The 26,246-nt window shown below is 31.1% G+C and carries 24 protein-coding genes; 14 read left to right on the forward strand and 10 right to left on the reverse strand.

Annotated elements, in window-relative coordinates:
• Positions 1-142: 142 nt before the first annotated feature.
• Positions 143-1,030 carry a transglycosylase domain-containing protein gene (locus HMPREF3046_RS00390; RefSeq protein ID WP_070715496.1) on the reverse strand — a complete coding sequence of 296 codons (888 nt, stop codon included), beginning with the start codon at positions 1,028-1,030 and terminating at the stop codon, positions 143-145.
• Between the two features lie 348 nt (positions 1,031-1,378).
• Here HMPREF3046_RS00390 and tyrS point away from each other — a divergent pair, with 348 nt between their 5' ends.
• Positions 1,379-2,641 (forward strand): tyrosine--tRNA ligase, encoded by a 1,263-nt coding sequence (tyrS, locus tag HMPREF3046_RS00395; RefSeq protein ID WP_070715498.1) that lies wholly within the window; start codon positions 1,379-1,381, stop codon positions 2,639-2,641.
• Between the two features lie 66 nt (positions 2,642-2,707).
• Here tyrS and HMPREF3046_RS00400 read toward each other — a convergent pair whose 3' ends face one another.
• A complete protein-coding gene (locus HMPREF3046_RS00400) occupies positions 2,708-3,964 on the reverse strand; it encodes a S1C family serine protease (protein WP_070715499.1) in 1,257 nt (418 codons plus the stop codon).
• 167 nt (positions 3,965-4,131) lie between these two features.
• Between HMPREF3046_RS00400 and HMPREF3046_RS00405 the strand changes: the two genes are divergently transcribed.
• From HMPREF3046_RS00405 to HMPREF3046_RS00415, 3 genes are all read left to right on the forward strand, one after another.
• Positions 4,132-4,749, forward strand: a complete 618-nt coding sequence (locus tag HMPREF3046_RS00405; RefSeq protein WP_070715502.1) for a lysophospholipid acyltransferase family protein — start codon at positions 4,132-4,134, stop codon at positions 4,747-4,749.
• Positions 4,750-5,269: 520 nt separating this feature from the next.
• Positions 5,270-6,730, forward strand: a complete 1,461-nt coding sequence (nagE, locus tag HMPREF3046_RS00410; RefSeq protein ID WP_070715503.1) for an N-acetylglucosamine-specific PTS transporter subunit IIBC — start codon at positions 5,270-5,272, stop codon at positions 6,728-6,730.
• A 195-nt stretch (positions 6,731-6,925) separates the two neighbouring features.
• Positions 6,926-8,053, forward strand: a complete 1,128-nt coding sequence (locus tag HMPREF3046_RS00415; protein WP_070715504.1) for an HAD family hydrolase — start codon at positions 6,926-6,928, stop codon at positions 8,051-8,053.
• A gap of 47 nt (positions 8,054-8,100) precedes the next feature.
• Here the strand turns inward: HMPREF3046_RS00415 and serA are convergent, their stop codons facing one another.
• The 3 genes from serA to HMPREF3046_RS00430 form a co-directional block, all read right to left on the reverse strand.
• Complete coding sequence (serA, locus tag HMPREF3046_RS00420) at positions 8,101-9,696, reverse strand: phosphoglycerate dehydrogenase (RefSeq protein WP_070715507.1); 1,596 nt, start codon at positions 9,694-9,696, stop codon at positions 8,101-8,103.
• Entirely contained in the window at positions 9,686-10,849 is a 1,164-nt protein-coding gene (locus HMPREF3046_RS00425; protein ID WP_070715509.1) for a pyridoxal-phosphate-dependent aminotransferase family protein, read from the reverse strand. Before HMPREF3046_RS00425 ends, serA begins: the two co-directional genes overlap by 11 nt.
• Before the next feature lie 103 nt (positions 10,850-10,952).
• Positions 10,953-11,396 carry an OsmC family protein gene (locus HMPREF3046_RS00430; protein ID WP_070715511.1) on the reverse strand — a complete coding sequence of 148 codons (444 nt, stop codon included), beginning with the start codon at positions 11,394-11,396 and terminating at the stop codon, positions 10,953-10,955.
• A gap of 78 nt (positions 11,397-11,474) precedes the next feature.
• On the opposite strand from HMPREF3046_RS00430, the gene HMPREF3046_RS00435 reads away from it, so the two are divergent.
• Positions 11,475-12,221, forward strand: a complete 747-nt coding sequence (locus HMPREF3046_RS00435) for a glycerophosphodiester phosphodiesterase (protein ID WP_070715513.1) — start codon at positions 11,475-11,477, stop codon at positions 12,219-12,221.
• Positions 12,222-12,273: 52 nt separating this feature from the next.
• Here the strand turns inward: HMPREF3046_RS00435 and rpsD are convergent, their stop codons facing one another.
• Together rpsD and HMPREF3046_RS00445 are read right to left on the reverse strand one after the other, a co-directional pair.
• Entirely contained in the window at positions 12,274-12,876 is a 603-nt protein-coding gene (gene rpsD / locus HMPREF3046_RS00440; RefSeq protein ID WP_070715515.1) for a 30S ribosomal protein S4, read from the reverse strand.
• Positions 12,877-13,107: 231 nt separating this feature from the next.
• A complete protein-coding gene (locus HMPREF3046_RS00445; RefSeq protein WP_070715516.1) occupies positions 13,108-13,575 on the reverse strand; it encodes a GAF domain-containing protein in 468 nt (155 codons plus the stop codon).
• 130 nt (positions 13,576-13,705) lie between these two features.
• Here HMPREF3046_RS00445 and ezrA point away from each other — a divergent pair, with 130 nt between their 5' ends.
• The 7 genes from ezrA to HMPREF3046_RS00480 all read left to right on the forward strand — a co-directional run bounded on the left by ezrA (position 13,706) and on the right by HMPREF3046_RS00480 (position 21,680).
• Entirely contained in the window at positions 13,706-15,400 is a 1,695-nt protein-coding gene (ezrA, locus tag HMPREF3046_RS00450) for a septation ring formation regulator EzrA (protein WP_070715519.1), read from the forward strand.
• 164 nt (positions 15,401-15,564) lie between these two features.
• Complete coding sequence (locus tag HMPREF3046_RS00455) at positions 15,565-16,701, forward strand: cysteine desulfurase family protein (protein ID WP_070715521.1); 1,137 nt, start codon at positions 15,565-15,567, stop codon at positions 16,699-16,701.
• A complete protein-coding gene (gene thiI / locus HMPREF3046_RS00460) occupies positions 16,702-17,925 on the forward strand; it encodes a tRNA uracil 4-sulfurtransferase ThiI (protein WP_070715523.1) in 1,224 nt (407 codons plus the stop codon).
• A 31-nt stretch (positions 17,926-17,956) separates the two neighbouring features.
• Positions 17,957-18,742 (forward strand): sulfite exporter TauE/SafE family protein, encoded by a 786-nt coding sequence (locus HMPREF3046_RS00465; RefSeq protein WP_083316349.1) that lies wholly within the window; start codon positions 17,957-17,959, stop codon positions 18,740-18,742.
• 93 nt (positions 18,743-18,835) lie between these two features.
• Positions 18,836-19,330, forward strand: a complete 495-nt coding sequence (gene tpx, locus HMPREF3046_RS00470; RefSeq protein ID WP_070715524.1) for a thiol peroxidase — start codon at positions 18,836-18,838, stop codon at positions 19,328-19,330.
• 123 nt (positions 19,331-19,453) lie between these two features.
• The gene (locus HMPREF3046_RS00475; RefSeq protein ID WP_070715527.1) at positions 19,454-20,401 is read left to right on the forward strand and encodes a class I SAM-dependent methyltransferase; all 948 of its coding nucleotides are present in this window, start codon (positions 19,454-19,456) and stop codon (positions 20,399-20,401) included.
• An 82-nt stretch (positions 20,402-20,483) separates the two neighbouring features.
• On the forward strand, positions 20,484-21,680 hold the full coding sequence (locus tag HMPREF3046_RS00480) for an acetate kinase (RefSeq protein ID WP_070715529.1): 1,197 nt from the start codon (positions 20,484-20,486) through the stop codon (positions 21,678-21,680).
• Between the two features lie 181 nt (positions 21,681-21,861).
• Here the strand turns inward: HMPREF3046_RS00480 and HMPREF3046_RS00485 are convergent, their stop codons facing one another.
• A complete protein-coding gene (locus HMPREF3046_RS00485; protein ID WP_002448964.1) occupies positions 21,862-22,359 on the reverse strand; it encodes a universal stress protein in 498 nt (165 codons plus the stop codon).
• Positions 22,360-22,511: 152 nt separating this feature from the next.
• Between HMPREF3046_RS00485 and ald the strand changes: the two genes are divergently transcribed.
• Positions 22,512-23,630, forward strand: a complete 1,119-nt coding sequence (gene ald, locus HMPREF3046_RS00490) for an alanine dehydrogenase (RefSeq protein ID WP_070715530.1) — start codon at positions 22,512-22,514, stop codon at positions 23,628-23,630.
• 89 nt (positions 23,631-23,719) lie between these two features.
• Here the strand turns inward: ald and HMPREF3046_RS00495 are convergent, their stop codons facing one another.
• Positions 23,720-24,775, reverse strand: a complete 1,056-nt coding sequence (locus tag HMPREF3046_RS00495) for a M24 family metallopeptidase (RefSeq protein WP_070715532.1) — start codon at positions 24,773-24,775, stop codon at positions 23,720-23,722.
• A gap of 129 nt (positions 24,776-24,904) precedes the next feature.
• On the opposite strand from HMPREF3046_RS00495, the gene HMPREF3046_RS00500 reads away from it, so the two are divergent.
• Positions 24,905-25,594 carry a metal-dependent hydrolase gene (locus HMPREF3046_RS00500; RefSeq protein ID WP_070715533.1) on the forward strand — a complete coding sequence of 230 codons (690 nt, stop codon included), beginning with the start codon at positions 24,905-24,907 and terminating at the stop codon, positions 25,592-25,594.
• A 57-nt stretch (positions 25,595-25,651) separates the two neighbouring features.
• Here HMPREF3046_RS00500 and HMPREF3046_RS00505 read toward each other — a convergent pair whose 3' ends face one another.
• A complete protein-coding gene (locus tag HMPREF3046_RS00505; protein ID WP_070715535.1) occupies positions 25,652-26,065 on the reverse strand; it encodes a universal stress protein in 414 nt (137 codons plus the stop codon).
• Positions 26,066-26,246: the final 181 nt, after the last annotated feature.

The raw sequence follows: 26,246 nt of genomic DNA on the forward strand, positions 1-26,246 counted from the left end.
TTAAGTTCCCATTTTAAGGGTTCAGTGCCTTTACTGTCTCAGACGTTTTTTGTTTTCCCATATTTATTTTAAAAATCTCTTGAATTTAGTACTCATAAACCATTTAAATTAGTATAATGTGCGATATAAGATATTGATTGGTTCATTGAGGCTTAGTTAATAAATGATCATAAATAGTATATTGTTTTGCTTGTTGATATGTCTTTTTAGTAATTATCCCTTCCACTAGCATTCGTTTTAATACATAATGCTGACGGTCAATACTAATTTTAACTTCGTTATAAGCCTTCAAATCACCATTATTTTCATACGGTGTATACGTATAAGGGCTCTGCAATAACCCAACAAGATAAGCGGATTGTGCAACATTTAACTTGGAGGGGGGAACGTTAAATAAACTATAGGAAGCAGACGCAATTCCAGTTATATTTGCACCATTATAATCGCGTCCAAACGGTACAATATTTAGATATGTATAAATAATTTCATTTTTAGATAATATTTTTTCAAGCCGCATCGCTAATATAATTTCATTTGCCTTACGACTGTATGTTTTTTCATTTGTTAAGACTTGATTCTTTATTAATTGTTGTGTAATTGTACTTCCTCCAGAACGAGAATTTAGACTTAAAACATCTTGTATCATTGCTCTTATTAACGCTTTTGGTAAAATTCCATCATGTTTAAAAAATAATGTGTCTTCAGAAGATATTAATGCTTTAATTACATTTGAACTTACATGTTTTGGACCTACGATGAGAGAGTTCTGAGAATGATCATATTCAGTTAAAATATTTTTATCATGATTCAACATCTCATCACCTGAAAAGTGTAATACACGGTGTTTTAATTCAGTATCACTTATATTTGAAGCTTCTTGAGTGAGATGATGAAAATATGTGGCAGTACCAAGAACAATAAGTATAGAACCTAAGACTATAATACTCAAAAGGCCTACCATAATATGTTTTATAAATTTATAATTTTTTTCAAACGTTTTAAATTGAACATCTTTAAATAATAATTTCATGGTAGCCCTCCTAAAATTTAAATACAGTATATCATATCTAGTATATTTGACTTTTAGAAGAGGTTTTTTTATAATTATTATCAATTCAATATGTATTGAATAAGAGGAGAAGTAATATATAAATTAACTTAACAGAGAGTTAGTGGATGCTGTGAACTAACATGTGTTTATATATGAATACACCTCATACCTATTTATTCAACGTTTATTAATGAGCGTATCATTAATAGAGTAAACAATTCTACTTGAATTGTTAAGTATGGTGGTAACGTGCATAAGCGCCCTTACATTGTTGTGAGGGCGCTTTTTTATTTAATAAAAAAATAAATTTTATAGGAGGATATAACTATGTCAAATGAATTACTAGAAGAATTACAATGGAGAGGTTTAATTTATCAACAAACTGATGAACAAGGTATTGAAGATTTATTAAATAAAGAGCAAGTAACGTTGTATTGTGGTGCAGATCCAACTGCTGATAGTTTACATATTGGTCATCTTTTACCATTTATGACATTACGTCGATTCCAAGAACATGGTCATCGTCCAATAGTACTGATTGGTGGAGGCACTGGTATGATTGGAGACCCATCTGGTAAATCTGAAGAACGTGTATTACAAACTGAAGATCAAGTAGCAAAAAATGTTGAAGGCTTAAGCGCTCAAATGCATAAATTATTTGAATTTGGTACAGATAAAGGAGCCGTACTCGTTAATAATAAAGACTGGTTAAGTCAAATTTCACTAATAAGTTTCCTACGTGATTATGGTAAACATGTAGGTGTCAATTATATGCTAGGTAAAGACTCAATTCAATCACGATTAGAAAATGGAATTTCATATACAGAATTTACGTATACTATTTTACAAGCAATTGACTTTGGTCACTTAAATCGTGAACTTAATTGTAAAATTCAAGTTGGTGGTTCTGATCAATGGGGTAATATTACAAGTGGTATTGAGTTAATGCGACGTATGTATGGTCAAACAGAAGTTTATGGTTTAACTATTCCATTAGTGACAAAGTCTGATGGTAAAAAGTTTGGGAAATCAGAATCTGGAGCTGTTTGGTTAGATGCTGAAAAAACAACACCATATGAATTTTATCAATTCTGGATTAATCAATCTGATGAAGATGTTATTAAATTCTTAAAATACTTTACATTCTTAGGTAAAGAAGATATTAATCGCCTTGAACAATCTAGAGATGAAGCACCACATTTACGAGAAGCTCAAAAAGCACTTGCTGAAAATGTAACAGAATTTATTCATGGTAAAGAAGCACTTGATGATGCAATTAGAATTTCAGAGGCATTATTTAAAGGTGATTTAAAATCTTTATCAAGTAAAGATATCAAAGTAGGGTTTAAAGAAGTACCTCAAGTTGAAGTTTCTAAAGCAACAACTAATCTTATTGATGTTTTAATTGAATCTGGAATTGCTTCCTCAAAACGACAAGCAAGAGAAGATGTAAACAACGGAGCAATTTATATTAATGGTGAAAGAAAACAGTCTGTTGATTACAACTTAACTGATGAAGATAAATTTGATAACGAATTTACAATTATTCGCCGTGGTAAGAAAAAATACTTCATGGTAAATTATAAATAATCTTATCTGAGAAGAATGTATTGAAAACGAGGTTAATCCATTATTTTGGATTAACCTCGTTATTTATTATCGAATAAATTGACTATTATTATCTTCAGAACTATATGATTGAGAAGATATTGATTTTTGATTTTTAAGAGTAACTGATACGTCTTGAGTTTTACCATCACGTATAACAGTCAGCTTCACGGTTTCACCGGGTTTTTTATTTTGATATAAGTACGTTCTTAAATCTGTATCATCATCTACTTTTTTACTATCCACTTTAGTAATAATATCACCAACTTTTAATTCACTAGAGTGGCTAACTTTTGCAACATACACGCCAGTATCACGATCAGTTTTCAATTCTTTTTTATAAGACTCTGGAATATCACTTAAATTAAGTAACCCTATTCCAATTGAAGGACGTTCTACTTTACCATGTTTAACAAGTTGTTCAATTGTAACTCTTACTTCATTACTTGGGATTGCAAAACCAATACCTTCAACTTGGTCAGCAGCAATTTTCATTGAATTAATACCTACTAAATTACCATTAACATCTACTAATGCACCACCAGAGTTACCAGGATTAATTGCTGCATCTGTTTGTATCACATTTACTTTAGTTCCACCAGAAGTGGTATTAGATTCAATTGTACGTTCATTTTCAGAAATAATACCTGATGTTACTGAGTTAGCAAATTCTAAGCCAAGTGGGTTACCCATTGCGAAAACACTATCGCCAGTTTGAACTTTAGAAGAATTTGCAAATTTCATTGCTTTAATGCCTTTTTGAGAATCAATTTTTAAAACTGCAATATCTGAAACTGCATCTGTACCTACAAGCTTTGCTTCTACTTGTTTACCGTTATGTAATTGTACTTTAATTTGTGATGCACCATCAATAACGTGATTATTAGTGACAATATAAGCAGAATTGTTGTTAATTTGATAAATAACACCAGAACCGACACCGGCTTCTTGAGCTTTAGTTGATTTACCTTGTAATAAATCGTCAAAACTTGTTGCCTTTTGCATATTGATGACACCTACAATAGCAGGAGAGACATCTTTGATCATGGCATTAACCGATTTATATTTATCACTTTTACCGTCTAACACATTGCCACCTTTATCATTCGTAGCTTGTTGGACTTGAGATCCACCACTATTTGAATCATCTCCATTCATAAGTCGATTAACTCCTAAAACAATTAATGCCCCTATGATACCAGCGATTAGAGCAATAATAATAATTCTAAACCATGGAAACTTCGGTTTAGGTGGACGTGAATGCTGATAATCACTGGATTGAAAATATTGATTATATTCTGTCATATTAAACCTCCGTATATATAATAACCATTATCTCAATTATGAAGAAAATATTTAAATATTTCTAGTAAATAGCTATCAGACTTAAGATGTATCTTTTAAAATCTTGTTCACGTGATAAGTTAATGATAAAATCGACTAAGTGTAGAAACTTAGAAGTAGGTGACAAAATGTATAAATTTATTAGTAAATTTTTAGAATTAATAATTGTAAAAATGGCACGCTCATTACATATTGTAGGTAAAGAGAACATTCCTAAAGATAGTAAATATGTTGTGACTTGTACCCATGAAAGTTATAATGAAGTGATTTTATTAGGATTAGCTTTAATTCCAAATGAAATTCATTATATGGCTAAAAAAGAATTATTTAGTAATAAATGGGGTGGCAAATTTTTAAGATCTTTAAATGCTTTTCCAGTAGATCGAGAAAATCCGGGACCTAGTACGTTAAAACAACCTGTAAAATTATTGAAAGATTATAAAACAGTAGGTATCTTCCCAACTGGTCATAGAACTTCAGTTGAAGGCGCGCCTTTAAAACGTGGAGCTGCAACGATTGCTATGCTAGGTAAAGCACCAATCTTACCAGCTGCTTATGTTGGACCAACGAAGCTACATGGTTTAGTCACTGGTCAAGCGATGATTAAATTTGGTAAACCTATTTATCAGTCTGACATACCTAATGATTTAAAGCGTAACGAAAAAATTGATTTTCTAACTAAAGAAATAGAAAGACGTACAGCACAGTTACAACATGAACTTTATATTATTCAAGAACGTCTTTAATAGATATTGATAGCGTTATTCATCAGAAGATTTTCTAAATAGAGAATCTTCTTTTTTTTATAAGTAATAATAATTAATTGGTAAATGAATGATAGAAGTACAATGAGTAAAAGTGACAAGTTTTTAAGAAATCTATTTTTCATTAGTAGCATATCTTACCAGATTTATTGAGTTTTTTATTATAGTTACAACAATTATGGTTATCTAACGTAGTGTTCTTGTTATTTTGACTTTAATCATTTTTATTTAATCAATGCAGAAAGATTATTTAGTAAAAAAATAGTTTTGAAATAAAATATCAGTTAATTATCTCAACCAATAATAAAAATCATTTATATTATCTTATTAAATATATACGTTTTAATCTTTATTGGTTAAAGCGTATCATTTTTATTTTGTCATCACATTGTCTATTTATATAATATGAACATATAGCGTAACCGCTTACAAATGTGATAAATTATATATTAGACTAAATACATAAAAAATATAATTTTTAATAAATAAAGGAGGATAAAAGATGTTTAAATTCTTTCAAAATCTCGGAAGATCGTTAATGCTCCCTGTAGCTGTTTTACCAGCAGGAGCGATCATAACTGGGATAGGCAACTTACTAAACGCACTTCATATTCTTCCTACAGTAGCCATGTTCTTTTCAATTGTAGGAACAGCTATTTTAGAACAATTAGGACTAATTTTTGCTATCGGTGTAGCTATTGGTATGGCTAAAAAGAACGATGGTGCGGTTGCTTTGGCAGGTGCGTTAGGATATGCTATGGTAACGAAAGTATTAAATCCAGAAAATGTGGCTAAGTTATTTAATATAAAAGAAAAAGCAGTTAACTTAGGGTTTACAAAAATGGATAATTCTAATGTATTTCTTGGTATTATTATCGGGTTAATTGCAGCATATTCTTTTAATAAATTTAGTGAAGTTGAATTACCTATGGCCTTATCATTTTTTAGTGGTAAACGATTAGTACCTATTATGACTGTATTTTTTAGTACCATATTAGCAGTAATACTATTATTTATTTGGCCTATGGTCTTTTCAGGCATTGTTGCATTTGGAGAATGGTTAGTAGATTTTGGTTCATTCGGTGCATTTTTATATGGTGTCTTTAATCGACTACTTATTCCTACTGGTTTACATCATGCATTGAATGCAGTATTTTGGTTCGATACAGCAGGAATTAATGATATCGGTAAATTCCAAACAGGTGTAGATGCAGTAAAAGGTATAACAGGACGTTATCAAGCAGGTTTCTTCCCAATTATGATGTTTGGTATACCAGCAGCAGCACTTGCAATGTATCACAGTGCTGAGACAAAGCAACAAAAGCAAGTATGGGGATGGTTTTTAGCAAGTGCTATTTCAGCATTTGTAGTAGGAGTTACAGAGCCAATTGAATTTGCATTTATGTTTGTTGCACCTGTACTTTTTATAATACATGCCTTATTAACAGGGCTTTCATTATTTGTTGCATCTCTATTTCATTGGACTGCAGGATTCTCATTTAGTGCAGGATTAATTGATTATGCTTTATCACTCATTAATCCAGTCGCAAATCATCCTTTAATGCTATTAGTTCAAGGTATTGTATTCTTTATTTTATATTATGTTATTTTTAGAGTTATGATTAAAGTATTGAATTTAAATACAATAGGACGTGGTGATAACTTACTTGCTGATCCAGTAGTAGAAGAAACGACGACTACAGATAAATCAAAAAGTGGAAAATATCATCAACTAGCTACACAAATATTAGAAGGTTTAGGTGGAAAATCTAATATTGATAGTTTAACAAACTGTGCTACACGACTTCGTTTAGAACTAAAAGATAATACGATTATTGATGAACAAAAAATTAGAAATGCTGGAGCTGTTGGGGTGACGAAAAATGGGCATCATTCAACACAGGTAATTATTGGTACACATGTTCAACAAGTAGCAGATGAAATTGAAAAACAGATGAAATAATTCAATAGAAACAATAAAAGCGACATTATATGTCCGAATCATTTGTTACACTATAGTCCTATTGATAAATATTGTTTATATAAAAGAGCTAATGCTAGATTTTAAGCATTGGCTCTTATTTTTATTACATTGACTTTATATAAATGTTCGTTATGATTATAAGTATCAGAATAGTCGAAAAATGGAGAGATGTCGATGAAATCAATTTTATTTGATGTAGATGGTGTGTTTTTAAGTGAAGAACGTTGCTTTGATGTATCCGCCTTAACAGTTGAAGAACTATTAAAGAGTGATGATTTTTTAGGTTTAGATAGTGCTCAACATTTTAATCATATGAATGATGAATTAATTGAAGATATAAGAACACGAGTATTTTTAAACGATCAAATTTTAAATCAATTAAAATCTTTAGGGCTTAATTCTAACTGGGATATGTTATTTGTTGTATTTAGTATTCATTTCATCCATCTCTTGAAACAGTTGGATTCAGAAACAATTAGACAAGTAACTCATGTTGAAACGTTTTCAGTTGAGATCCTACGTGACTTACAATCTTATAATTATCAATTTAAAGTTAATTATGCAGTACCGTTAGAATTTATTCAAAATAGTCAAAGTGGTAAAGAGAATATTTATCTTGAATTAGAAGATTACGCAAAAGATCAATTAAATATTGAAAATGCTAAATTATTTAATTTAAAAAGTCCGCTTTGGAATTTAGCTAGAGCAGTATATCAAGAATGGTATTTAGGGACAACTTTATATGAAAAAGTAGAAAAACTTACTCCTTTGTCTATTCCTAAGTCTGGTTTTATTTATGAAGAAATGATCTTACGTCCTGTGGAAGAAATTAAAACATTATTAAATGATATAAAACAAGCAGGTTTTAACATTGCCATTGCAACTGGTAGACCAAGAACAGAAACTATTGTTCCATTTGAATCCTTTGGTCTTAAATCTTTTTTTAATGAAAAGCATATTGTCACAGCGAGTGAAGTATTGAAAGCTGAGTCAATATTTCCAAAAGAAGGGCCACTAGGTAAACCTAATCCATTTAGTTATATTGCAACTCTTTATGGAAACAATAAGGAAGATTATTTGCACTATATTCAAAATCAAAAACATATTGTTAATAAGGATGATGTATTTATTGTTGGTGATTCATTAGCGGATTTATTATGTGCTAAAAAGATTGGGGCAACATTTATAGGTACTTTAACTGGTTTAAGTGGGGAAGCAGCAAAAGAAGCGCTAGAGCAACATGGTGCTGACTATATTGTTAATCATATTTGTGACATTAGACATATTCTACTTAATAAATAATAAAAAGAAAGGAACGCCGAATATTATCATCGTTCCTTTCTTATTTTTTATATTGATAAAGTAGTACCGTAGATTTTATCAAAATCACCAATTTCATATAATTCTTTAATAACTTGTTGAGTAATAGGTTGATCTATTGACAAAATCATCATTGCTTGTCCGCCTTCAGAACTTCTTCCTAAAGACATTGAAGCTATATTGATATCATGTTTACCGAGTAGTTGACCTGTTAAACCTACCATTCCTGGTAAGTCTTTATGATAAGAAATAAATTGATAAGCATTAGGTTTAAAATCTACTGAATAATCATTAATTCTTACAATACGTGCACCAAATCCGTCTATGACAGTTGCACCAATTTTTACTTCTTCATGTTCACTTATCACATTAATTTGAATATAGTTGCTGAATGTCCCCTGTGAAGCACGATTTTCAATATGATGAGTGATACCTTGTTCGTTTAATAATGCAATTGCATTAATTAAGTTCACGCGTTCACCTAAATTTTGTTTTAAAATTGACGTGACGATTGATCGAGTAATTAAATCAGCTTCTTTTTTAGCATTTTCTCCGTTAAAAGTCACTTTAATCTCTCTAGGCGCATCATCTAATAATTGTATAGCCAATTCACCTGAAAGCTGGCTAATACGAAGCCATTGTTGTGTCTTCTCATCAATATGGTTTAAGTTTAACTTAGGTGCATTGACTGCGTTTGTAACATGACCATTTTCTAAAATATCAACAATTTCTTTAGCAACTGATACAGCTACTTTTTCTTGTGCTTCGATCGTAGATGCACCTAAATGAGGAGTTACAATAATATTTTTATGATCGAGAAGTGGTGAATCTAGGGGAGGTTCATTTTCAAATACGTCTAATGCTGCTCTAGCAATTTGATGTTGATTTAAGGCATTAAGCAAGTCGTTTTCATTAATAATTCCGCCTCTAGCTACGTTAATGATTTGTAATGTTGGTTTAGCTTGATTAAAAAAATGAGCATCGATAATTCCTTTTGTTTTAGATGTTAACGGTGTGTGAACGGTAACAAAATCTGAACGTTGAGCAATTTCATCAATTGTTGCTAGTTCAATACCAAGTTGCTCTGCTTTTTCTTTAGTCAAAAAGGGGTCATAAGCTAAAACAGTCATACCAAAACTTTTTAATCTTTCTGCTACACCTAAACCAATACGTCCTGCTCCAATGACACCTAATACTTTTTGATATAATTCAACTCCTTTAAATGCTTTACGATTCCATTCTTTATTCTTTAGTGATGTGTAAGCTTGTGGAATATTTCGTGCCATTGCTAAAATCATAGCAACTGAGTGCTCAGTAGCAGAAATCGTATTTCCATCGGGAGCATTTACAACGAGTATACCGTTTAGAGTTGCTGATTTTATATCAATATTATCCACGCCTACACCGGCTCTAGCGATAACTTTTAAGTTTGAAGCATGGTTAATAATAGATTCTGTGACTTGAGTTTGACTACGTACGATTAACCCTTGATAGTTAGGAATAATATCGACAAGTTCTTCTTCAGTTAAACCTGACTTAAAATCAACTTTAAAATCAGGATGATTGATTAAACTTTGTAAACCTTCTTCTGAAATTGGATCTGAAACTAAAATATTATGCGTCATGTTGAATTACCTCCGTAAATTTTAGCGTAGCTTTACCAATATAATTGACTTTACGATAATCTGTAAGAATTATTTCTAAAGCTGAAACAACAGATAAAATATCAAAAGGTGACACTTTTCCCATGTGACCAATTCTCAAAATTGTTCCTTTTAGTTTGCCTTGACCACCAGCAATAGTAATATTAAATCTTGATTTTAGTGTTGCTTTAATATACGTTAATTCGTCTTTATCGTGAGGGATAAAAGAAGTAACAGTAGGAGAGGCATATGAATCTTTAGTAACTAATAATTTTAAATCTAATGCTTTTAAACTTTCTCTTAAACCATCTCTAATCAAATAATGTCTGTGAATGGTATTGTTAAATCCTTCTTTTTTAATAAGTGCAGCATAAGCGTTAACTGCTCTAAATAATCCAACATTTGGTGTGAATGGAGTAGAATTTTGTTCAATAGAATCAAAGTACTTATTTAAATTTAAATAAAAACGTGGTGTTTTAACTGCTTTAAATCGCTCTTGTGCACGATGATTATAAGCAACAAAAGATAGACCAGGCGGTAACATTAAAGCTTTCTGGCTACCTGACACAAGTACATCAATATTGTCTCTTTCTAAATCGACATCAACGGCACCAATACAACTTACGCCATCGACAACGAAGTAAATGTCTTGATTGAATCCTTTAATCACTTTTCCTAATTCGCGTATAGGATGAAGTACAGCAGTAGAAGTCTCGCAAAATTGAGTGAATACAGCAGTAATATCATGATTAAGTGAATGTAAATATGTTTCAAATGCTTCAATGTCGACAGCTTTTCCCCATTCTACATCATAAACATGTACATTCTTATAATATGTTTCAGCAATTTGTTTAAAACGATTGCCAAATGCGCCTGATACAATGACTATAAAATGATCCTCAGGATTGACTATATTTACCATACTAGCTTCTAAGACGCTAGTACCGCTTGAAGTAAGAATCATTACTTTATTTTTAGTTCCAAACATAGGTTTTAAATGATTAAATGCTTCTTCTGCGACAGCTTCAAAATCTGAAGAACGATGACCTACCATTGATAAATTGAGTGCATGTGTGATTTCATCAGGTACAGGGGTTGGTCCAGGTGTTAATAATAAAGGTTCATAATAATACATCGTAAATCTTCCTCCTGATATAAGATTTTTTAATTTTACCAAATATTCTGAAAATTTAAAAGTCTAAAATAAAAAGCGGCAGTTAAATCGACCGCTTTTAGTTCTAATCTTGAATGGTTGCTTGAATTTCTATTTCAACATTGTTCCGAATTGAGTTAGATATCATACAATGATGATCAGCAATATCTAAAAGTTTAGGAAGTCGTTTATTAAGATACGTTTTTTCTTCTTCCGGAAGAGATATTGTTGGATAATGAGTGATTTTTTCCATTTTAAATTTTCCATTTTCAAAAATTGCACTCCCGATTGACTTAATTTCTAAATGAATATGAGTAAATTTAGCTCTTTCAAGTGTAGCAGCTAAAGAGATAATATAACATGAGGAGGCTGCTGCAACTAACATTTCATCGGGATTTGTCCCAGTTCCATTACCACCAAGTGAAGAGGGAATAGAAATTTGTTCAGAAATTACATCGCCTTTAACTTTACCGATTTCTTCACGACCTCCACGCCATGAAGTATGAACTACAAAATCGTGTTTAACCATTATTATTGACCTCCTATATCATTATGGTAATTTAAGTGTAGTTGAACATATAATTAATTTAAAGGATGGTATTTAAAAATGAAAATACAAAAGCCTAATACATCATTTCAAATCGTTGCACACCGTGGATTATCGCAGAAATATCCTGAAAATACGTTGGAAGGTTTTAAAGCAGCTCTTATGCAACATATTGATATGTTAGAAATTGATGTACATTTTACAAAAGATAAACATTTAGTAGTCATTCATGACGATTCCATTGACCGCACATCGAATCAAAAGGGTAAAGTAAAAGATTTTACTTTAGAAGAATTAAAACAATTTGATTTTGGAATTAAACATGGTGAATCTTTTAAAAATACCTGTATTTCTACTTTTAGCGAAGTACTTTCTTTATTTAAAAATTATTCTAAAACATTACTTATTGAAATAAAAAAACCAGAACAGTATCCTGGCATTGAAAAAGCGTTACTTGAGGAACTAGATAAATTTCAAATTCCCTCTCATAGAGTCATTATTCAATCATTTGATGTGGAAAGTGTTAAAAGAATGTCTGAATACACAAAGAAATATGTACTAGGTGTTTTAATAAGTAAAAAGCAATACTGGTACAAACAACCTGATTTTGAAAATATAGCTTCTTTTGCGCAATTTATAAATCCTAACTATAAATTAATAAATAAAAAATTTATCAAACGTGCTCATGAACACCATTTAAAAGTAATACCTTATACAGTAAATAATGGGAAAGATGTGAAGAAACTGATTCATTTAGGAGTAGATGGAATTATCTCAGATATACCCGATGATATATTTAAGTTATAAATAAAAAAACCACCCTAACCAAAATGGGAAGGGTGGTAGAATATTAATCAACTTATCTTGAGTAGTACTCAACGATTAATTGTTCATTAATTTCAGCTGGTAATTCACTACGTTCTGGTAAGCGAACGAAAGTACCTTTTAAGCTGTCAGCATCGAAATCTAAATATTCTGGTACGAAATTGTTGATTTCAACAGATTCTTTAACGATATCTAAGTTTTGTGATTTTTCACGAACTGAGATAACTTGACCAGGTTTTAAAGTGTATGATGGGATATCAACACGTTTACCATCAACTTCAATGTGACCATGACCAACTAATTGACGGGCTTGACGACGTGTACGTGCTAAACCTAATGAGTAAACGACTGCATCTAAACGGCTAGCTAATAAAATCATAAAGTTTTCACCGTGTACACCGTGTTGTTTACCAGCAATATCAAATGTGTTACGGAATTGTCTTTCAGTTATTCCATATAAATAACGTAATTTTTGTTTTTCACGTAATTGTAAACCATATTCTGATAATTTTTTACGTTGGTTTGGACCATGTTGTCCTGGTGCGTAAGGACGTTTTTCTAATTCTTTACCAGTACCACTTAATGAGATACCTAAACGACGAGATTTTTTCCAATTAGAACCTCTGAAACGAGCCATAATAAGACTCCTCCTTTTTCTTTTTTGTTGGAATGAATAAACAAAAAAGGGTGTTGTATGCTCATTAAGATATATTGTTTTATGTGTCTTCACCTTATAGCTACAGTTACATGACACGTCCACATCGGGAACAACATAGAGCTTAATAATATACAACTGCTATTTTCGTTAATTCACACAAAATCCATTGTACCATTACTTTTTAAAGTGTCAAGGATTCATTTAAAGTTATTATTTTGATAATTGATGTTCTAAGATAGATACGATCTCTTCTAGTCCTTGTTGATCGTCTTTATTAAATCGTTGTGTAATAGGTGCATCAATATCTAATACACCTATTATTTCATTATTAACATGGATTGGAACGACAATTTCAGATTTACTATTAGCATCGCAAGCGATGTGACCAGGAAATGTATTTACATCATCTACAAGTTGTGTTTGGTTATGTGCAACTGCAGTTCCACATACACCTTTTCCTATAGAGATATGCATGCAAGCAGGATGTCCTTGGAAAGGACCTAAAATAAGTTCATTATTTTCAATTAAATAAAATCCTAGCCAATTGATTTGATCTAAGTTGTCATTGAGTAAAGCTGAAGTATTACTTAAAATTGCAATTAGATTTGTTTCATCTTCAATAAGACTTGCAAGTTGTTTACCTAATAAGTTGTAATTTGTTTCTTTAATTGTGGGCATATAAAAACCTCTCTATCAATATTTTGGTTATTAGTATAAATGTAAAAATTTTTTCAATCAATTTTTTGAATTTTATTTTAATGACGAGATAAGATACGTTATAATAATGATAATATAGGAGGAGAATGAGATGGTTTTATACATTATATTAGCAATTATTATTATTATATTGATTGCTGTCGGTATTGTGTTTTATTTACGTTCTAACAAACGTAAAATGGTTGAGCAAGCAGAAGAACGTAAATTAAAAGTTCAACAGTTACCTTTTGAAGATAATTTAGAAAAGTTATCAGCTTTAAATCTTAAAGGTGAAACGAGAACAAAATACGACGCGTTAAAACAAGATACATTAGATCACACTAATAACTATTTAGCACCAGTAGAAGAAAAAATTCATGACGCTGAGCTTCAACTTGATAAATTCCAATTTGCAGGAGCTCAAACTGAAATTGATGATGCTCATGAGTTAATGGATAGATATGAAGCTGGTTACCAGTCACAAGTAGATGAAGTAAATGAAATTCTTTCTCTACATAAAGATAACGAAGCAATCTATGAAAAATGTAAAACAGATTATCGTGAAATGAAAAGAGATGTTTTAGCAAATAGACATCAATTTGGAGAAGCGGCACCCCCTCTTGAAAAACGTATAGAGGCTTTTGAACCAGAACTTGATCAGTATGAAATGCTGAAAGAAGAAGGCAACTATGTACAGGCTCATAATCATATTAATGGATTAAATGAATCTATTAATGAAACGAAAGAATACATGGATGAAATTCCAGATTTAATTAGAGAAACTCAAAAGGAGTTACCAGGACAATTCCAAGATTTAAAATATGGTTGTAGAGATTTAAAAGTAAATGGTTATGACTTGGATCATGTAAAAATTGATGGTACATTACAAAGCTTAAAAACTGAATTAAACTTTGTAGAACCTATGATTAGTCGTCTTGAATTAAAGGAAGCTAATGACAAATTGCAACAAATTAATGATAAACTTGATGAAATGTATGATTTAATTGAGCATGAAGTAAAAGCTAAAAATGAAGTTGAAGAAACAAAAGAAGATATTACAAATGAATTATTCAAAGCGAGAGAAATGAACTATACACTTAGAACAGAAATCGATTATATTCGAGAAAACTATTTCATTAATGAAAGTGATGTTCATAGTATTAGACAACATGAAAATGAAATTCAAAATCTAGTTGTAGTATATGATGATATTCTAAAAGAAATGTCAAAATCTGCTGTGAGATACAGTGAAGTAAAAGATAATTTAGAATACTTAGATGAACATGTAAAAGTGATTAATGAAGAACAAGAAAAATTACAAAATCATCTGATTCAACTTAGAGAAGATGAAGCTGAGGCTGAAGATAATCTATTAAAAATTCAATCGAAAAAAGAAGAGATTTATCGTCGACTTCTTGCTTCGAACTTAACAAGTGTTCCAGAGCGATTTGTTATTATGAAAAATGAAATCGACCATGAAGTAAGAGCGGTCAGCGAACAATTTAACGAACGTCCGCTTCATGTTAAACAACTTAAAGATAAAGTTTCAAAAATTGTAATTCAAATGAATACTTTTGAAGATGAAGCGAATGATATATTAGTCAATGCAGTCTATGCAGAACGATTAATTCAATATGGAAACAGATATCGTAAAGATCATCATACTGTAGATAAAAGCTTAAACGAAGCAGAACGTTTATTTAAAAACAACCGTTATAAACGCTCAATTGAAGTATCAGAGCAAGCACTTGAAAGTGTAGAACCTGGTATAACAAAACATATTGAAAATGAAGTAATTAAAGAATAATACATTTTTATAGTTAGAGAATGACCTAGACATCCACATATTTCTAGGTTATTCTCTTTTATTTTTTAAAAAAAATAGTATAATGCTTGAGTGTCTATCTTTAAGTCGAGAAATCTAAAATATGTTTTAGATATGTTATTGATGAAAGTGAGTGTTCTATATATATGATTTATTTAGACAATGCTGCCACAACTAAACCAAACCAAGCGGTTTTAGATTCATTTCTAAAAGTAAGTGAGAAAGCTTATTATAATGCTAGTAGCCCTCATCAAATGGGTTTACAATCAGAAAAAATATTATTACAGGCTAAGTCGCGTGTAAAAGAGATGTTAAACCTCAATAAAAATACTGATGTCATATTTACAAGTGGTGCCACTGAGTCTAATAATATTGCACTCAAAGGTATTGCATTAAGAAAAAAACAGTTTGCGAATGTAATCATTACCTCAGTCTTAGAACATCCATCAGTATTAGAAGTGATGCGTTATTTAGAAACACAAGGGTTTATATTGAAATATGTGAATGTGACTTCAAATGGTCAAATAGATATTAATCATTTAGAACAATTAATGACGGATAATGTAGGCTTAGTTACATGTATGTATGTCAATAATGTTATGGGACAAATACAACCGATAAAAGAAATTGGATCATTATTAAAACAATATCCTAAGGCACATTTTCACGTAGATGGTGTACAAGCTTTAGGGAAAATTCCGATGCAATTAGAGGATGTAAACAGTATTAGTTTTAGTGGTCATAAATTTAATGGTTTAAAAGGGCAAGGCATATTAATTATCGATAATAAGGAAAAAATTGAACCAACAGTATTTGGCGGTGGCCAAGAATATGGAATTAGAAGTGGCACTGTAAATTTAGCAATGAATGTTTCACTTGTGAAAGCAATGGAAATTGCAATGCAAAATTTAAATGAGCTTAACCTTCGTCTATCACGCTATAATAAAGTAATTAGAGAATGTTTAAGTCAATATAAAGGAGTGTATATTAATTCTCCAGAAAATAGCGCTCCGCATATTTTAAATATCGCTTTTCCAGGAGTAAAAGGAGAAGTGCTTGTTAATGCGTTCTCAAAATTGGATATTATGGTGTCGACTACAAGTGCATGTTCGTCTAAAAGAGAAAAATTAAATGAAGTTTTGTTAGCAATGGGCATTAAGGATAACAGAATAGAGGGAAGCGTTCGCTTATCCATGGGTGAAACGACAACAGAAAAAGATATCGAACAATTTAAAGATAAATTTAAATTAATTTATGCTCAAATAAAGGAGTTGTTGAAATAAATGAAATATGACCATATTTTGGTAAGATATGGAGAACTTACGTTAAAAGGAACAAATAGAAGAAAATTCACAAATGTATTAAAAGAAAACGTTATTCAATCATTACGTTCATTAGAAGGTACACGAGTTAAATATGAGAGAGATCGCATGTTTATCTCGCTTTTTGAGGAAGCGGATGTTAATGAAGTCATGAATCGTTTAACAAAAATATTTGGTATAAAGTCTATCAGTCCAGTATTTAAAACAACACAGAATCTTGAAGATATAAAACAACTTTGTGTCTCTTTAGCTAAAGAGTTTGCAAATGGAGATACTTTTAAAGTTGATGTAAAACGTGTAGATAAATCATTTTCATTAGATACGTATCAACTACAAAGAGAACTAGGTGGCGCTATTTTAAAATCAGTTGATCATTTAAAAGTAGATGTTAAACGTCCAACACATAATATTAAAGTAGAAGTACGTAAAGAAGGCGTATATATCTATACTAAAGTTATCAATGGCGCTGGCGGATTACCTACCGGTACAGGTGGTAAAACACTTCTTCAGTTGTCAGGTGGAATTGATTCACCCGTAGCTGGTATGGAAATTATGAAACGTGGAGTAAAAATAGAAGCTATTCATTTTCACAGTCCACCATTTACAAGTGAAAAAGCGAAAGACAAAGTGATTGAACTGACACGCATATTATCTGAACGTGTAGGACCAATTAAACTACACATTGTTCCTTTCACAGCACTTCAAAAGCAAATCAATAAGTCTGTGCATCCACGATATACTATGACATCTACTAGACGCATGATGTTACGAGTGACAGATATTATCTTAGAACGTATTGGAGCGAATGCTATCGTAAATGGTGAAAATTTAGGTCAAGTAGCTAGCCAAACATTAAAGAGTATGTATGCAATCAATGATGTTACATCTACTCCTATTTTAAGACCACTTGTTTCTTTAGATAAAGAAGACATCATTAAAAAAGCAAAAGAAATAGGAACATTTGAAGTTTCAATACAGCCTTATGAAGATTGCTGTACGATTTTTACGCCTAAGAACCCTGTAACTGAACCAGATTTTGATAAAGTTATTAAATACGAAAGTGTGTTTAACTTTGATGATCTTGTTCAAGAAGCAGCAGACAACGTAGAAACGATAGAGATTAATAAAGATTATAAAACTGAAAAAGATAAACATACTGATGCGCTTATTGATGAATTATTTTAATATGAAAGTATTAAAGTGATTTAATAGGTGGGTGGACGTTATAGAATTAAGTTTTCATATTATTTTCATTATTATTAGTTTTGGTTTCTTGGCAGCATTTATAGATGCCGTTGTGGGTGGCGGTGGTTTAATATCAATTCCTGCACTCTTAGCTATAGGAATGCCGCCATCATTAGCATTAGGTACAAATAAATTAGCAAGTGCGTTTGGTTCATTAACGAGTGCAATCAAATTTTTAAAGTCTGGAAATGTTGATACAAAAATAGTATTTAGACTATTTCCGTTTGTATTTATATTTGCAGTTGGTGGAGCAAGTTTAGCAACTTTCTTACCATCAGAAGTTTTGAAACCACTCGTTATAGTCATATTGACACTTGTTTTAATTTACACCATTTTTAAGAACGATTGGGGTAATGTCAGAACGTTTTCTAAATTTACTATTAGTAAAGCGATTGCCTTTATATCACTCCTGCTTTTAATTGGATTTTATGATGGATTCTTAGGCGGTGGTACTGGATCATTTATGTTATTTGTATTATTAATGTTTGGATTTGATTTTTTAAGTGCAGCTGGAAATGCAAAAGTATTAAACTTTGCTTCAAACGTTGGTGCATTAATATTATTTATTATTCTTGGCCAAGTAAATATAGTATATGGATTAATTATGGCGGCCAGTATGGTGATTGGGTCGTATACTGGTGCACATTTTGCAATCAAAAAAGGTGTAGGATACGTTAAAATTTTATTTATAATTGTCACCATTTTACTTATTTTAAAAAATACCTTGGATTATATCATGCAAATTATTTCAAATTAAAATAGTAGTTAGCGTTTTAAATGATTGAAATAAGTTTAAATACTATCGTATCATTAAACTATAATTTAAATAACTAATGGGAGGTCATACAATATGACAGAGATTACTTTTAAAAATAACCCTATACATTTAGAAGGAACTGAGGTTTCAAAAGGAGATGAGGCTCCTAATTTTAAAGTTTTGGATAATAATTTAAATGAAGTTACATTAGATGATTTTAAAGGACAAAAGAAACTGATTAGTGTCGTTCCTTCTATTGATACTGGTGTATGTGATCAACAAACTCGAAAATTTAATGAAGAGGCTTCTCAAGAAAATGGTGTAGTACTTACAATTTCAGCGGATTTACCTTTCGCTCAAAAAAGATGGTGTGCATCAAATGGTCTAGAAAATGTAATTACGTTAAGTGACCATAAAGATTTATCATTTGGTGAACATTATGGTGTTGTTATGAAAGAAATGAGATTATTAGCTCGTTCTGTTTTCGTATTAGATGAAAACAATCGTGTAGTTTATAAAGAATTAGTTCAAGAAGGTACTGATTTTCCAAATTTTGAGGCTGCTTTAGAAGCATATCGTAATATTTAAGTTACTACTAAACGATTAAATTAAAGATATAATACTAATATTGTCCATATGTATTTTAAAATGAATGATTTCGTTTTAAGACATTTGCATTATGGACATTTTTTTATTGGAAAGGAATTAAATATGGCAGAAGAACAAACTATTATGGAAAGACTATTCCGAACTTTAGATGATAAAGCTAAGTCATTAAATGAAGAAAATGGACAAAGCTTTATAGAAAATTTAGGCTTAGCAATGGAAGATGTATATCGTAATCAACGTACCTTATTAGAACAAGCTACGCTTCAAGATCGTCGAAAAGCATTTCAATTTGCTTACTTAAGCTTATTACAAGAAGAAAATATTCAGGCAAATCATCAAATTACACCAGATTCTATTGGTTTAATTTTAGGTTTTTTAGTACAAAAATTCACAGAAAATAATAAAGAATTACAGATTGTTGATATTGCAAGTGGGGCTGGTCATTTAAGCGCTACAGTGAATGAAGTATTAAAAGATAGCGAAGTTATGCATCACTTAATTGAAGTAGATCCCGTTTTATCGAGAGTGAGTGTGCATCTAGCGAATTTTTTAGAAATACCATTCGATGTGTATCCTCAAGATGCGATTATGCCATTACCATTGGAGGAAGCTGATGTTGTTGTTGGAGATTTTCCTATTGGATATTATCCTTTAGATGAACGTAGTAAAGAAATGAAACTTGGATTTGAAGAAGGTCATAGTTATTCACACTTTTTACTTATCGAACAAGCCGTCTATGCTTTAAAACAAAGTGGCTATGCTTTTTTAGTAGTACCTAGTAATATTTTTGAAGATGAACATGTGAAACAGTTACAAAATTTTATTACTACAGAAACTGAAATGCAAGCATTTTTAAACCTTTCTAAAACATTGTTTAAAAATGAAAATGCACGTAAATCAATTTTAATATTACAAAAGAAAAAAGCAAATGAAACTAAGCCAATAGAAGTGTTATTAGCTAATATTCCGGATTTTAAAAATCCTAATCAATTCCATGGTTTTATTAACGAATTAAATGAATGGATGGACGCAAATCATTCACAAAAATAAACTGTGATATTCTTGAATTACTTCTGTATTAGTGGTTAAATAGATATGGATATTTAATATATAAATTGGAGGACAATGAATCATGTCTAAATTAGTTTTAGCGATTAATGCGGGAAGTTCTTCTTTAAAGTTCCAACTTATCAGAATGCCTGAAGAAGAATTAGTTACAAAGGGCTTAATTGAACGTATTGGTATTAAAGATTCAATATTTACTATTGAAGTAAATGGTGAAAAAGTAAAAAGAGTTAAAGATATTAAAGATCATGAAGAGGCAATTAATATCATGTTAGATAGCTTCAAAAAACATGGTATTATTAATGATATTAATGATATTGCTGGTACAGGGCATCGTGTTGTGCATGGTGGAGAATTATTCCCTAAATCTGCTTTAGTCACTGATGAAGTAGAAGAAAAAATTGAGTCATTAAGTGAATTAGCACCATTACATAATCCAGCAAACTTAATGGGAGTTCGTGCCTTTAGAAAGTTATTACCTAATATTCCACATGTTGTAGTGTTTGATACTTCATTCCATCAAACTATGCCAGAAAGTTCTTATTTGTATAGTTTACCGTATAACTATTACAAAGATTTTGGTATTCGTAAATACGGTTTCCATGGTACAAGCCATAAATATGTATCACGACGTGCGGCTGACATTTTAGAAAAACCTATTGAAGAATTACGTATTATTTCTTGTCATATTGGTAATGGTGCGTCAATTGCTGCAATTGATGGTGGGAAATCTATCGATACATCAATGGGCTTCACTCCATTAGCAGGTGTAACAATGGGTACACGTTCAGGAGATATTGACCCAGCTTTAATTCCATTTATTATGGAAAAAACAGGTAAAACTGCTGATGAAGTTTTAACAGTTTTAAACAAAGAATCTGGATTATTAGGTATCTCTGGTACTTCAAGTGATTTACGTGATTTATTAGGTGAAGCTGCAAATGGCGATGAACGAGCTGAACTTGCTTTAGATATTTTTGCTTCTAGAATTCACAAATACATTGGTTCTTATGCTGCAAGAATGCATGGTGTTGATGTTATTGTCTTCACAGCAGGTGTCGGTGAAAATTCATCACCAATACGTGCTAAAATTTTAGAAGGCTTAGAGTTTATGGGTGTTTATTGGGATCCTAAGAAAAATGAATCTACTCATGGTGAAGAAGCTTTCATAAATTACCCACACTCTCCAGTTAAAGTAATTGTTGTTCCAACTAATGAAGAAGTCATGATTGCAAGAGACACAGTAAAATTCGGTGAACTATAAGATATATATATAAAACGATGAGATTAAATTTATCTCATCGTTTTTTAGAACATAACAAGGGAATAGGATAAGATTCATGTTGGATTTGTTGTTCCACCTTGGTGATGTATCTCTAACATAATAAAGAGGTCTGAGACATTTCCTTATGTCTCAGACCTCTTTATTTAAATACATTACTTTATTAAGAAAATTGTTTTCTAAATTCAGGAGTTGCAACTTCAGGTTGGAAATCATCTGGAATTTCTTCAGTACGCACGACAAGTACGTCACATGGTGCATGACGAACGATTGCTTCTGAAACAGAACCAACGATAAATCGTTCTACTGCATTTAATCCTGAAGTACCACACATTATTAAGTCGACACCTAATTCATTTGCTAACTTTTTAGGTATAATCGCTTTAGGTGAGCCAAATTCTAGACGAGTTTCTACATTTGTAACACCAGCACGTGAAGCAACTTCTTTATAGCCTTTTAAAAGTTCATCAGAAAAACCTTTAGATTTTTCTGTGAATTGAGCATCGTACACTTCATAAGAAGAGTAAGTTCTTGAATCGATAATATTAACAATAGTTAATTGAGCATCATTACGTTTAGCAACGTCTAAAGCTTTGTTGAAAGCCCATTCTGCTTCATGTGACCCATCAACTGCGATTAAAATGTTTTTATAGGTTAACATCTTAATTCCCCCTTAACTTTTCTTAATTCAATTTTAACATAAATTTCTGAATATTTAATATTTATAATTCAACAATTATGTGGACATTGTGTATTTTCGATGATTGCGCTTTCATTAATTTAGCGTTACCATAAGGAGTGGAGGTGTATGGAATGAAAATCGGTATTCCAAAAGAAATAAAAAATAATGAAAATAGAGTAGGTTTATCACCAAGTGGTATACATGCATTAGTTGAACAAGGACATACAGTACTTGTTGAAACAAACGCAGGTTCTGGTTCATATTTTGAAGACGAAGATTATAAACAAGCTGGTGCAGAAATAGTTGATGATGCAAAAACAACTTGGGATGTAGACATGGTGATTAAAGTGAAAGAACCATTAGAAGAAGAATATAAATATTTCAGAGAAGGTCTTATCTTATTCACATACTTACATCTTGCTAATGAGGAAAAACTTACTCAAGCATTAGTTGATAATAAAGTAGTTAGTATTGCCTACGAAACAGTTCAATTATCAGATCGTTCTTTACCTTTATTAACTCCAATGAGTGAAGTTGCAGGACGTATGTCAGCTCAAATTGGTGCAGAATTTTTACAAAAAATTAACGGTGGAATGGGTATTCTACTTGGTGGCGTGCCAGGTGTACCAAAAGGTAAAGTTACCATTATTGGTGGCGGTCAAGCAGGTACAAATGCTGCTAAAATTGCTTTAGGATTAGGTGCAGATGTAACTATTTTAGATGTGAATCCTAAACGTTTAGCGGAATTAGAAGATTTGTTTGACGGTCGTGTTAATACAATAATGTCTAACCCACTTAATATTGAAAATGCAGTTAAAGAAAGTGACTTAGTTATTGGTGCAGTATTAATTCCTGGAGCGAAAGCACCAAGTTTAGTTACTGAAGATATGATTAAACAAATGAAAGACGGTTCGGTAGTAGTTGACATTGCTATTGACCAAGGTGGTATCTTTGAAACTACTGATAAAATCACGACACATGATAATCCAACTTATGTTAAACATGGCGTTGTACATTATGCAGTAGCGAATATGCCTGGTGCAGTTCCACGTACTTCTACTATTGCTCTTAATAATGCTACTTTACCTTATGCACAGTTACTTGCTAATAAAGGTTATAAAGAGGCATTTAAAGCAAATCAGCCTCTTTCATTAGGTTTAAATACGTATAAAGGTTATGTAACTAATAAAGGTGTTGCAGAAGCCTTTGATTTAACTTATACATCTATTGAAGATGCATTAAAAAAATAATCTAAATTAATTCAATAAAAAGCGGAATAGCATTCTTTATGAGTGCCTATTCCGCTTTTTTGATATAAAAGAGAGATGTAACTTTTAAATTACTTATTATAATGTGTAAGTACTTCAAACCCAGTATCAGTGACTAAAATATCATCTTCAATTCTGACGCCAGCGACATTAGGCACATAAATGCCAGGTTCAATTGTAATCACCATACCTGCTTCAAGTAAATTTGTATTTGTACTTGATACATCTTGATATTCATGTTCTTCTAAACCGAGTCCATGTCCCAATCGATGAGGGAAGAAATCACCGTAACCCGCTTCTGAAATAATGTCTCTAGCAATTTTATCAATATTTTGTAAAGGGATACCTGGTTTAATTGCTTCAATAGCACTTTGTTCAGCTTTTAATACAATATCATAAATCGTTCTTGCTTCTTTACTTGGTTCACCAAATTTTATAGTTCTTGTCATGTCACTACAATAATGATTATAGACTACACCTAAATCAAATAATACATATTCATTCTTAACTAATGTTCGATCTCCAGGGGTGCCATGTGGAGAGGCAGCATGGTCACCAAATAGTACCATTGTATCGAAACTCATTTCACTGACGCCATATTTTTTAATTTCATTTTCAATATGATTTACAACTTCTCTTTCAGTTACGCCTTCAGATAAAAATGAAACACCAATATCTATACATTTATCTGCAAGTTCAGCAGCCTTTTTTATATTTTTAACTTCATTTTCATCTTTAATATTTCTTAGCTTTTTAATAGTTAAATCGATATCTTCATACGTTTTAACGTTAAAGTTATTCGTAAGTTCTCGTTGACGTTTAACAGTAAGATGTTCACTTTCAATTAATAATTTATTAAATGTATGGGGTGCTAAATCGAAAGGACTCTCAGTATCTAAATAGCCAACAATATTTCCATTAAAAGGTGAATGATTAACTTCTTCAACTTCCATTTTAGGACAATATAATGTGCATTCACCATTTGAAGTTATAAGTAACGCAAACAATCTTTCATGAGGTTCACTTCTATAACCTGTGAAGTAGAATATATTAAGTGGAGTAGTAATCCATGCTGCATCAGCATTTCTATCTTTTAATGTTGCAATAATTTCGTCTGTTTTAATCATAATACGTATCCTCCTATAGTTTAATCAATTTAATTTTACGTCTAAATAGAAATGAATTCAAAGTGTTTCAAGTTATAAATAGAATTATCAGGGTATAATAATAGTATTAAAATATAGGAGGTTCTATATATGAAACTTTCATTTCATGGACAATCAACGATTTATTTTGAAAGTAATGGTAAAAAAGTAATTGTTGATCCGTTTATTTCTGGTAATGATAAAAGTGATTTAGATGAGCAGACATTAGATGTGGATTATATTATTTTAACGCATGGACATGGTGATCATTTTGGTGATGTAGTTGAATTAGCTAATCGCAACCATGCTACAGTGATTGGTTCTGCAGAAGTACAAGGCTATTTAACCACTTATCATGGAATTGAACACGCACATGGTATGAATATTGGCGGTAAATACAAATTTGATTTCGGTACAGTAAAATTTGTTCAAGCCTTCCACAGTTCAAGTTATACTAATGAAGATGGAATACCTGTTTATTTGGGTATGCCAATGGGCGTTATCATTGAAGCAGAAGGTAAAACGATTTACCATGCAGGAGATACTGGTTTATTTAGTGATATGAAATTAATTGCTGAACGTCATCCAGTAGATGTATGTTTTATTCCTATTGGTGATAATTTTACTATGGGTATTGAAGATGCAAGTTATGCAATAAATGAATTCATTAAACCTAAAATTTCAGTGCCGATTCATTACAATACATTCCCATTAATTGAACAAGATCCAGAGAAATTTAAAGAAGCAGTATCTCAGGGAGAAGTACAAATTTTACAACCTGGTGATGAAGTGACATTTTAATGATATATAGAAAAGACGGCAAATATAGTATTTACCGTCTTTTTTATAAGATTAAAATTATTTAACTATTAAAACAGGGATAGTAGCACGTTTAGCAACTTTATGACTAACACTACCTAAAACAAATTTCTTTTGTTGTTCAGCTTTACGGTTACTTAATACGACAATGTCATATTTACCACTATTTGCATGTTTCACTAATTCATCTTTTGGATTTCCACGAACGATAATTTGATCATAATTAATACCATAATCATCTAAAGTATGACGTGTTTGTTCAAGTCCTTGATCACGACGATGTGTCAATTTTTCGATGTGAGTCCCTCCTTTAATAGAGGCTTGGATGTCTTGTTCACCAATCGCATTCATGATTGTAACAACGGTATCTGGGCCAGCTAATTTTGAAATTTCTTTCAATGCTTTGTCATTTTTTAATTGAGTATCTACACCTAGTAATATGTTTTTATACATAGGTCATCCCTCCTTATATTTAATTATATAATTAGTGATTTAATATTTCCATCAAATATATATTTTTATTATTTAAATTAACTTCATTTATTTACATTAAAAACAAAATGATACCGATATATCAGTTTTTGACACTTTTGTTACATTCAAATCGATTTTTATAAATAAAAAAGTTATAATA

The sequence above is a fragment of the Staphylococcus sp. HMSC070D05 genome (assembly GCF_001815595.1).
Classification (GTDB): domain Bacteria; phylum Bacillota; class Bacilli; order Staphylococcales; family Staphylococcaceae; genus Staphylococcus; species Staphylococcus hominis.

Coding starts and splice junctions, on each gene's coding strand:
- HMPREF3046_RS00400 (WP_070715499.1), bottom strand. CDS start 3,964: ATGACAGAATATAATCAATATTTTCAATCCAGTGATTATCAGCATTCA.
- HMPREF3046_RS00435 (WP_070715513.1), top strand. CDS start 11,475: ATGAAAATACAAAAGCCTAATACATCATTTCAAATCGTTGCACACCGT.
- HMPREF3046_RS00425 (WP_070715509.1), bottom strand. CDS start 10,849: ATGTATTATTATGAACCTTTATTATTAACACCTGGACCAACCCCTGTA.
- thiI (WP_070715523.1), top strand. CDS start 16,702: ATGAAATATGACCATATTTTGGTAAGATATGGAGAACTTACGTTAAAA.
- HMPREF3046_RS00430 (WP_070715511.1), bottom strand. CDS start 11,396: ATGGTTAAACACGATTTTGTAGTTCATACTTCATGGCGTGGAGGTCGT.
- HMPREF3046_RS00445 (WP_070715516.1), bottom strand. CDS start 13,575: ATGCCCACAATTAAAGAAACAAATTACAACTTATTAGGTAAACAACTT.
- rpsD (WP_070715515.1), bottom strand. CDS start 12,876: ATGGCTCGTTTCAGAGGTTCTAATTGGAAAAAATCTCGTCGTTTAGGT.
- tpx (WP_070715524.1), top strand. CDS start 18,836: ATGACAGAGATTACTTTTAAAAATAACCCTATACATTTAGAAGGAACT.
- ald (WP_070715530.1), top strand. CDS start 22,512: ATGAAAATCGGTATTCCAAAAGAAATAAAAAATAATGAAAATAGAGTA.
- HMPREF3046_RS00485 (WP_002448964.1), bottom strand. CDS start 22,359: ATGTTAACCTATAAAAACATTTTAATCGCAGTTGATGGGTCACATGAA.
- HMPREF3046_RS00405 (WP_070715502.1), top strand. CDS start 4,132: ATGTATAAATTTATTAGTAAATTTTTAGAATTAATAATTGTAAAAATG.
- HMPREF3046_RS00415 (WP_070715504.1), top strand. CDS start 6,926: ATGAAATCAATTTTATTTGATGTAGATGGTGTGTTTTTAAGTGAAGAA.
- nagE (WP_070715503.1), top strand. CDS start 5,270: ATGTTTAAATTCTTTCAAAATCTCGGAAGATCGTTAATGCTCCCTGTA.
- HMPREF3046_RS00455 (WP_070715521.1), top strand. CDS start 15,565: ATGATTTATTTAGACAATGCTGCCACAACTAAACCAAACCAAGCGGTT.
- HMPREF3046_RS00500 (WP_070715533.1), top strand. CDS start 24,905: ATGAAACTTTCATTTCATGGACAATCAACGATTTATTTTGAAAGTAAT.
- HMPREF3046_RS00505 (WP_070715535.1), bottom strand. CDS start 26,065: ATGTATAAAAACATATTACTAGGTGTAGATACTCAATTAAAAAATGAC.
- serA (WP_070715507.1), bottom strand. CDS start 9,696: ATGACGCATAATATTTTAGTTTCAGATCCAATTTCAGAAGAAGGTTTA.
- HMPREF3046_RS00480 (WP_070715529.1), top strand. CDS start 20,484: ATGTCTAAATTAGTTTTAGCGATTAATGCGGGAAGTTCTTCTTTAAAG.
- tyrS (WP_070715498.1), top strand. CDS start 1,379: ATGTCAAATGAATTACTAGAAGAATTACAATGGAGAGGTTTAATTTAT.
- HMPREF3046_RS00475 (WP_070715527.1), top strand. CDS start 19,454: ATGGCAGAAGAACAAACTATTATGGAAAGACTATTCCGAACTTTAGAT.
- ezrA (WP_070715519.1), top strand. CDS start 13,706: ATGGTTTTATACATTATATTAGCAATTATTATTATTATATTGATTGCT.
- HMPREF3046_RS00390 (WP_070715496.1), bottom strand. CDS start 1,030: ATGAAATTATTATTTAAAGATGTTCAATTTAAAACGTTTGAAAAAAAT.
- HMPREF3046_RS00495 (WP_070715532.1), bottom strand. CDS start 24,775: ATGATTAAAACAGACGAAATTATTGCAACATTAAAAGATAGAAATGCT.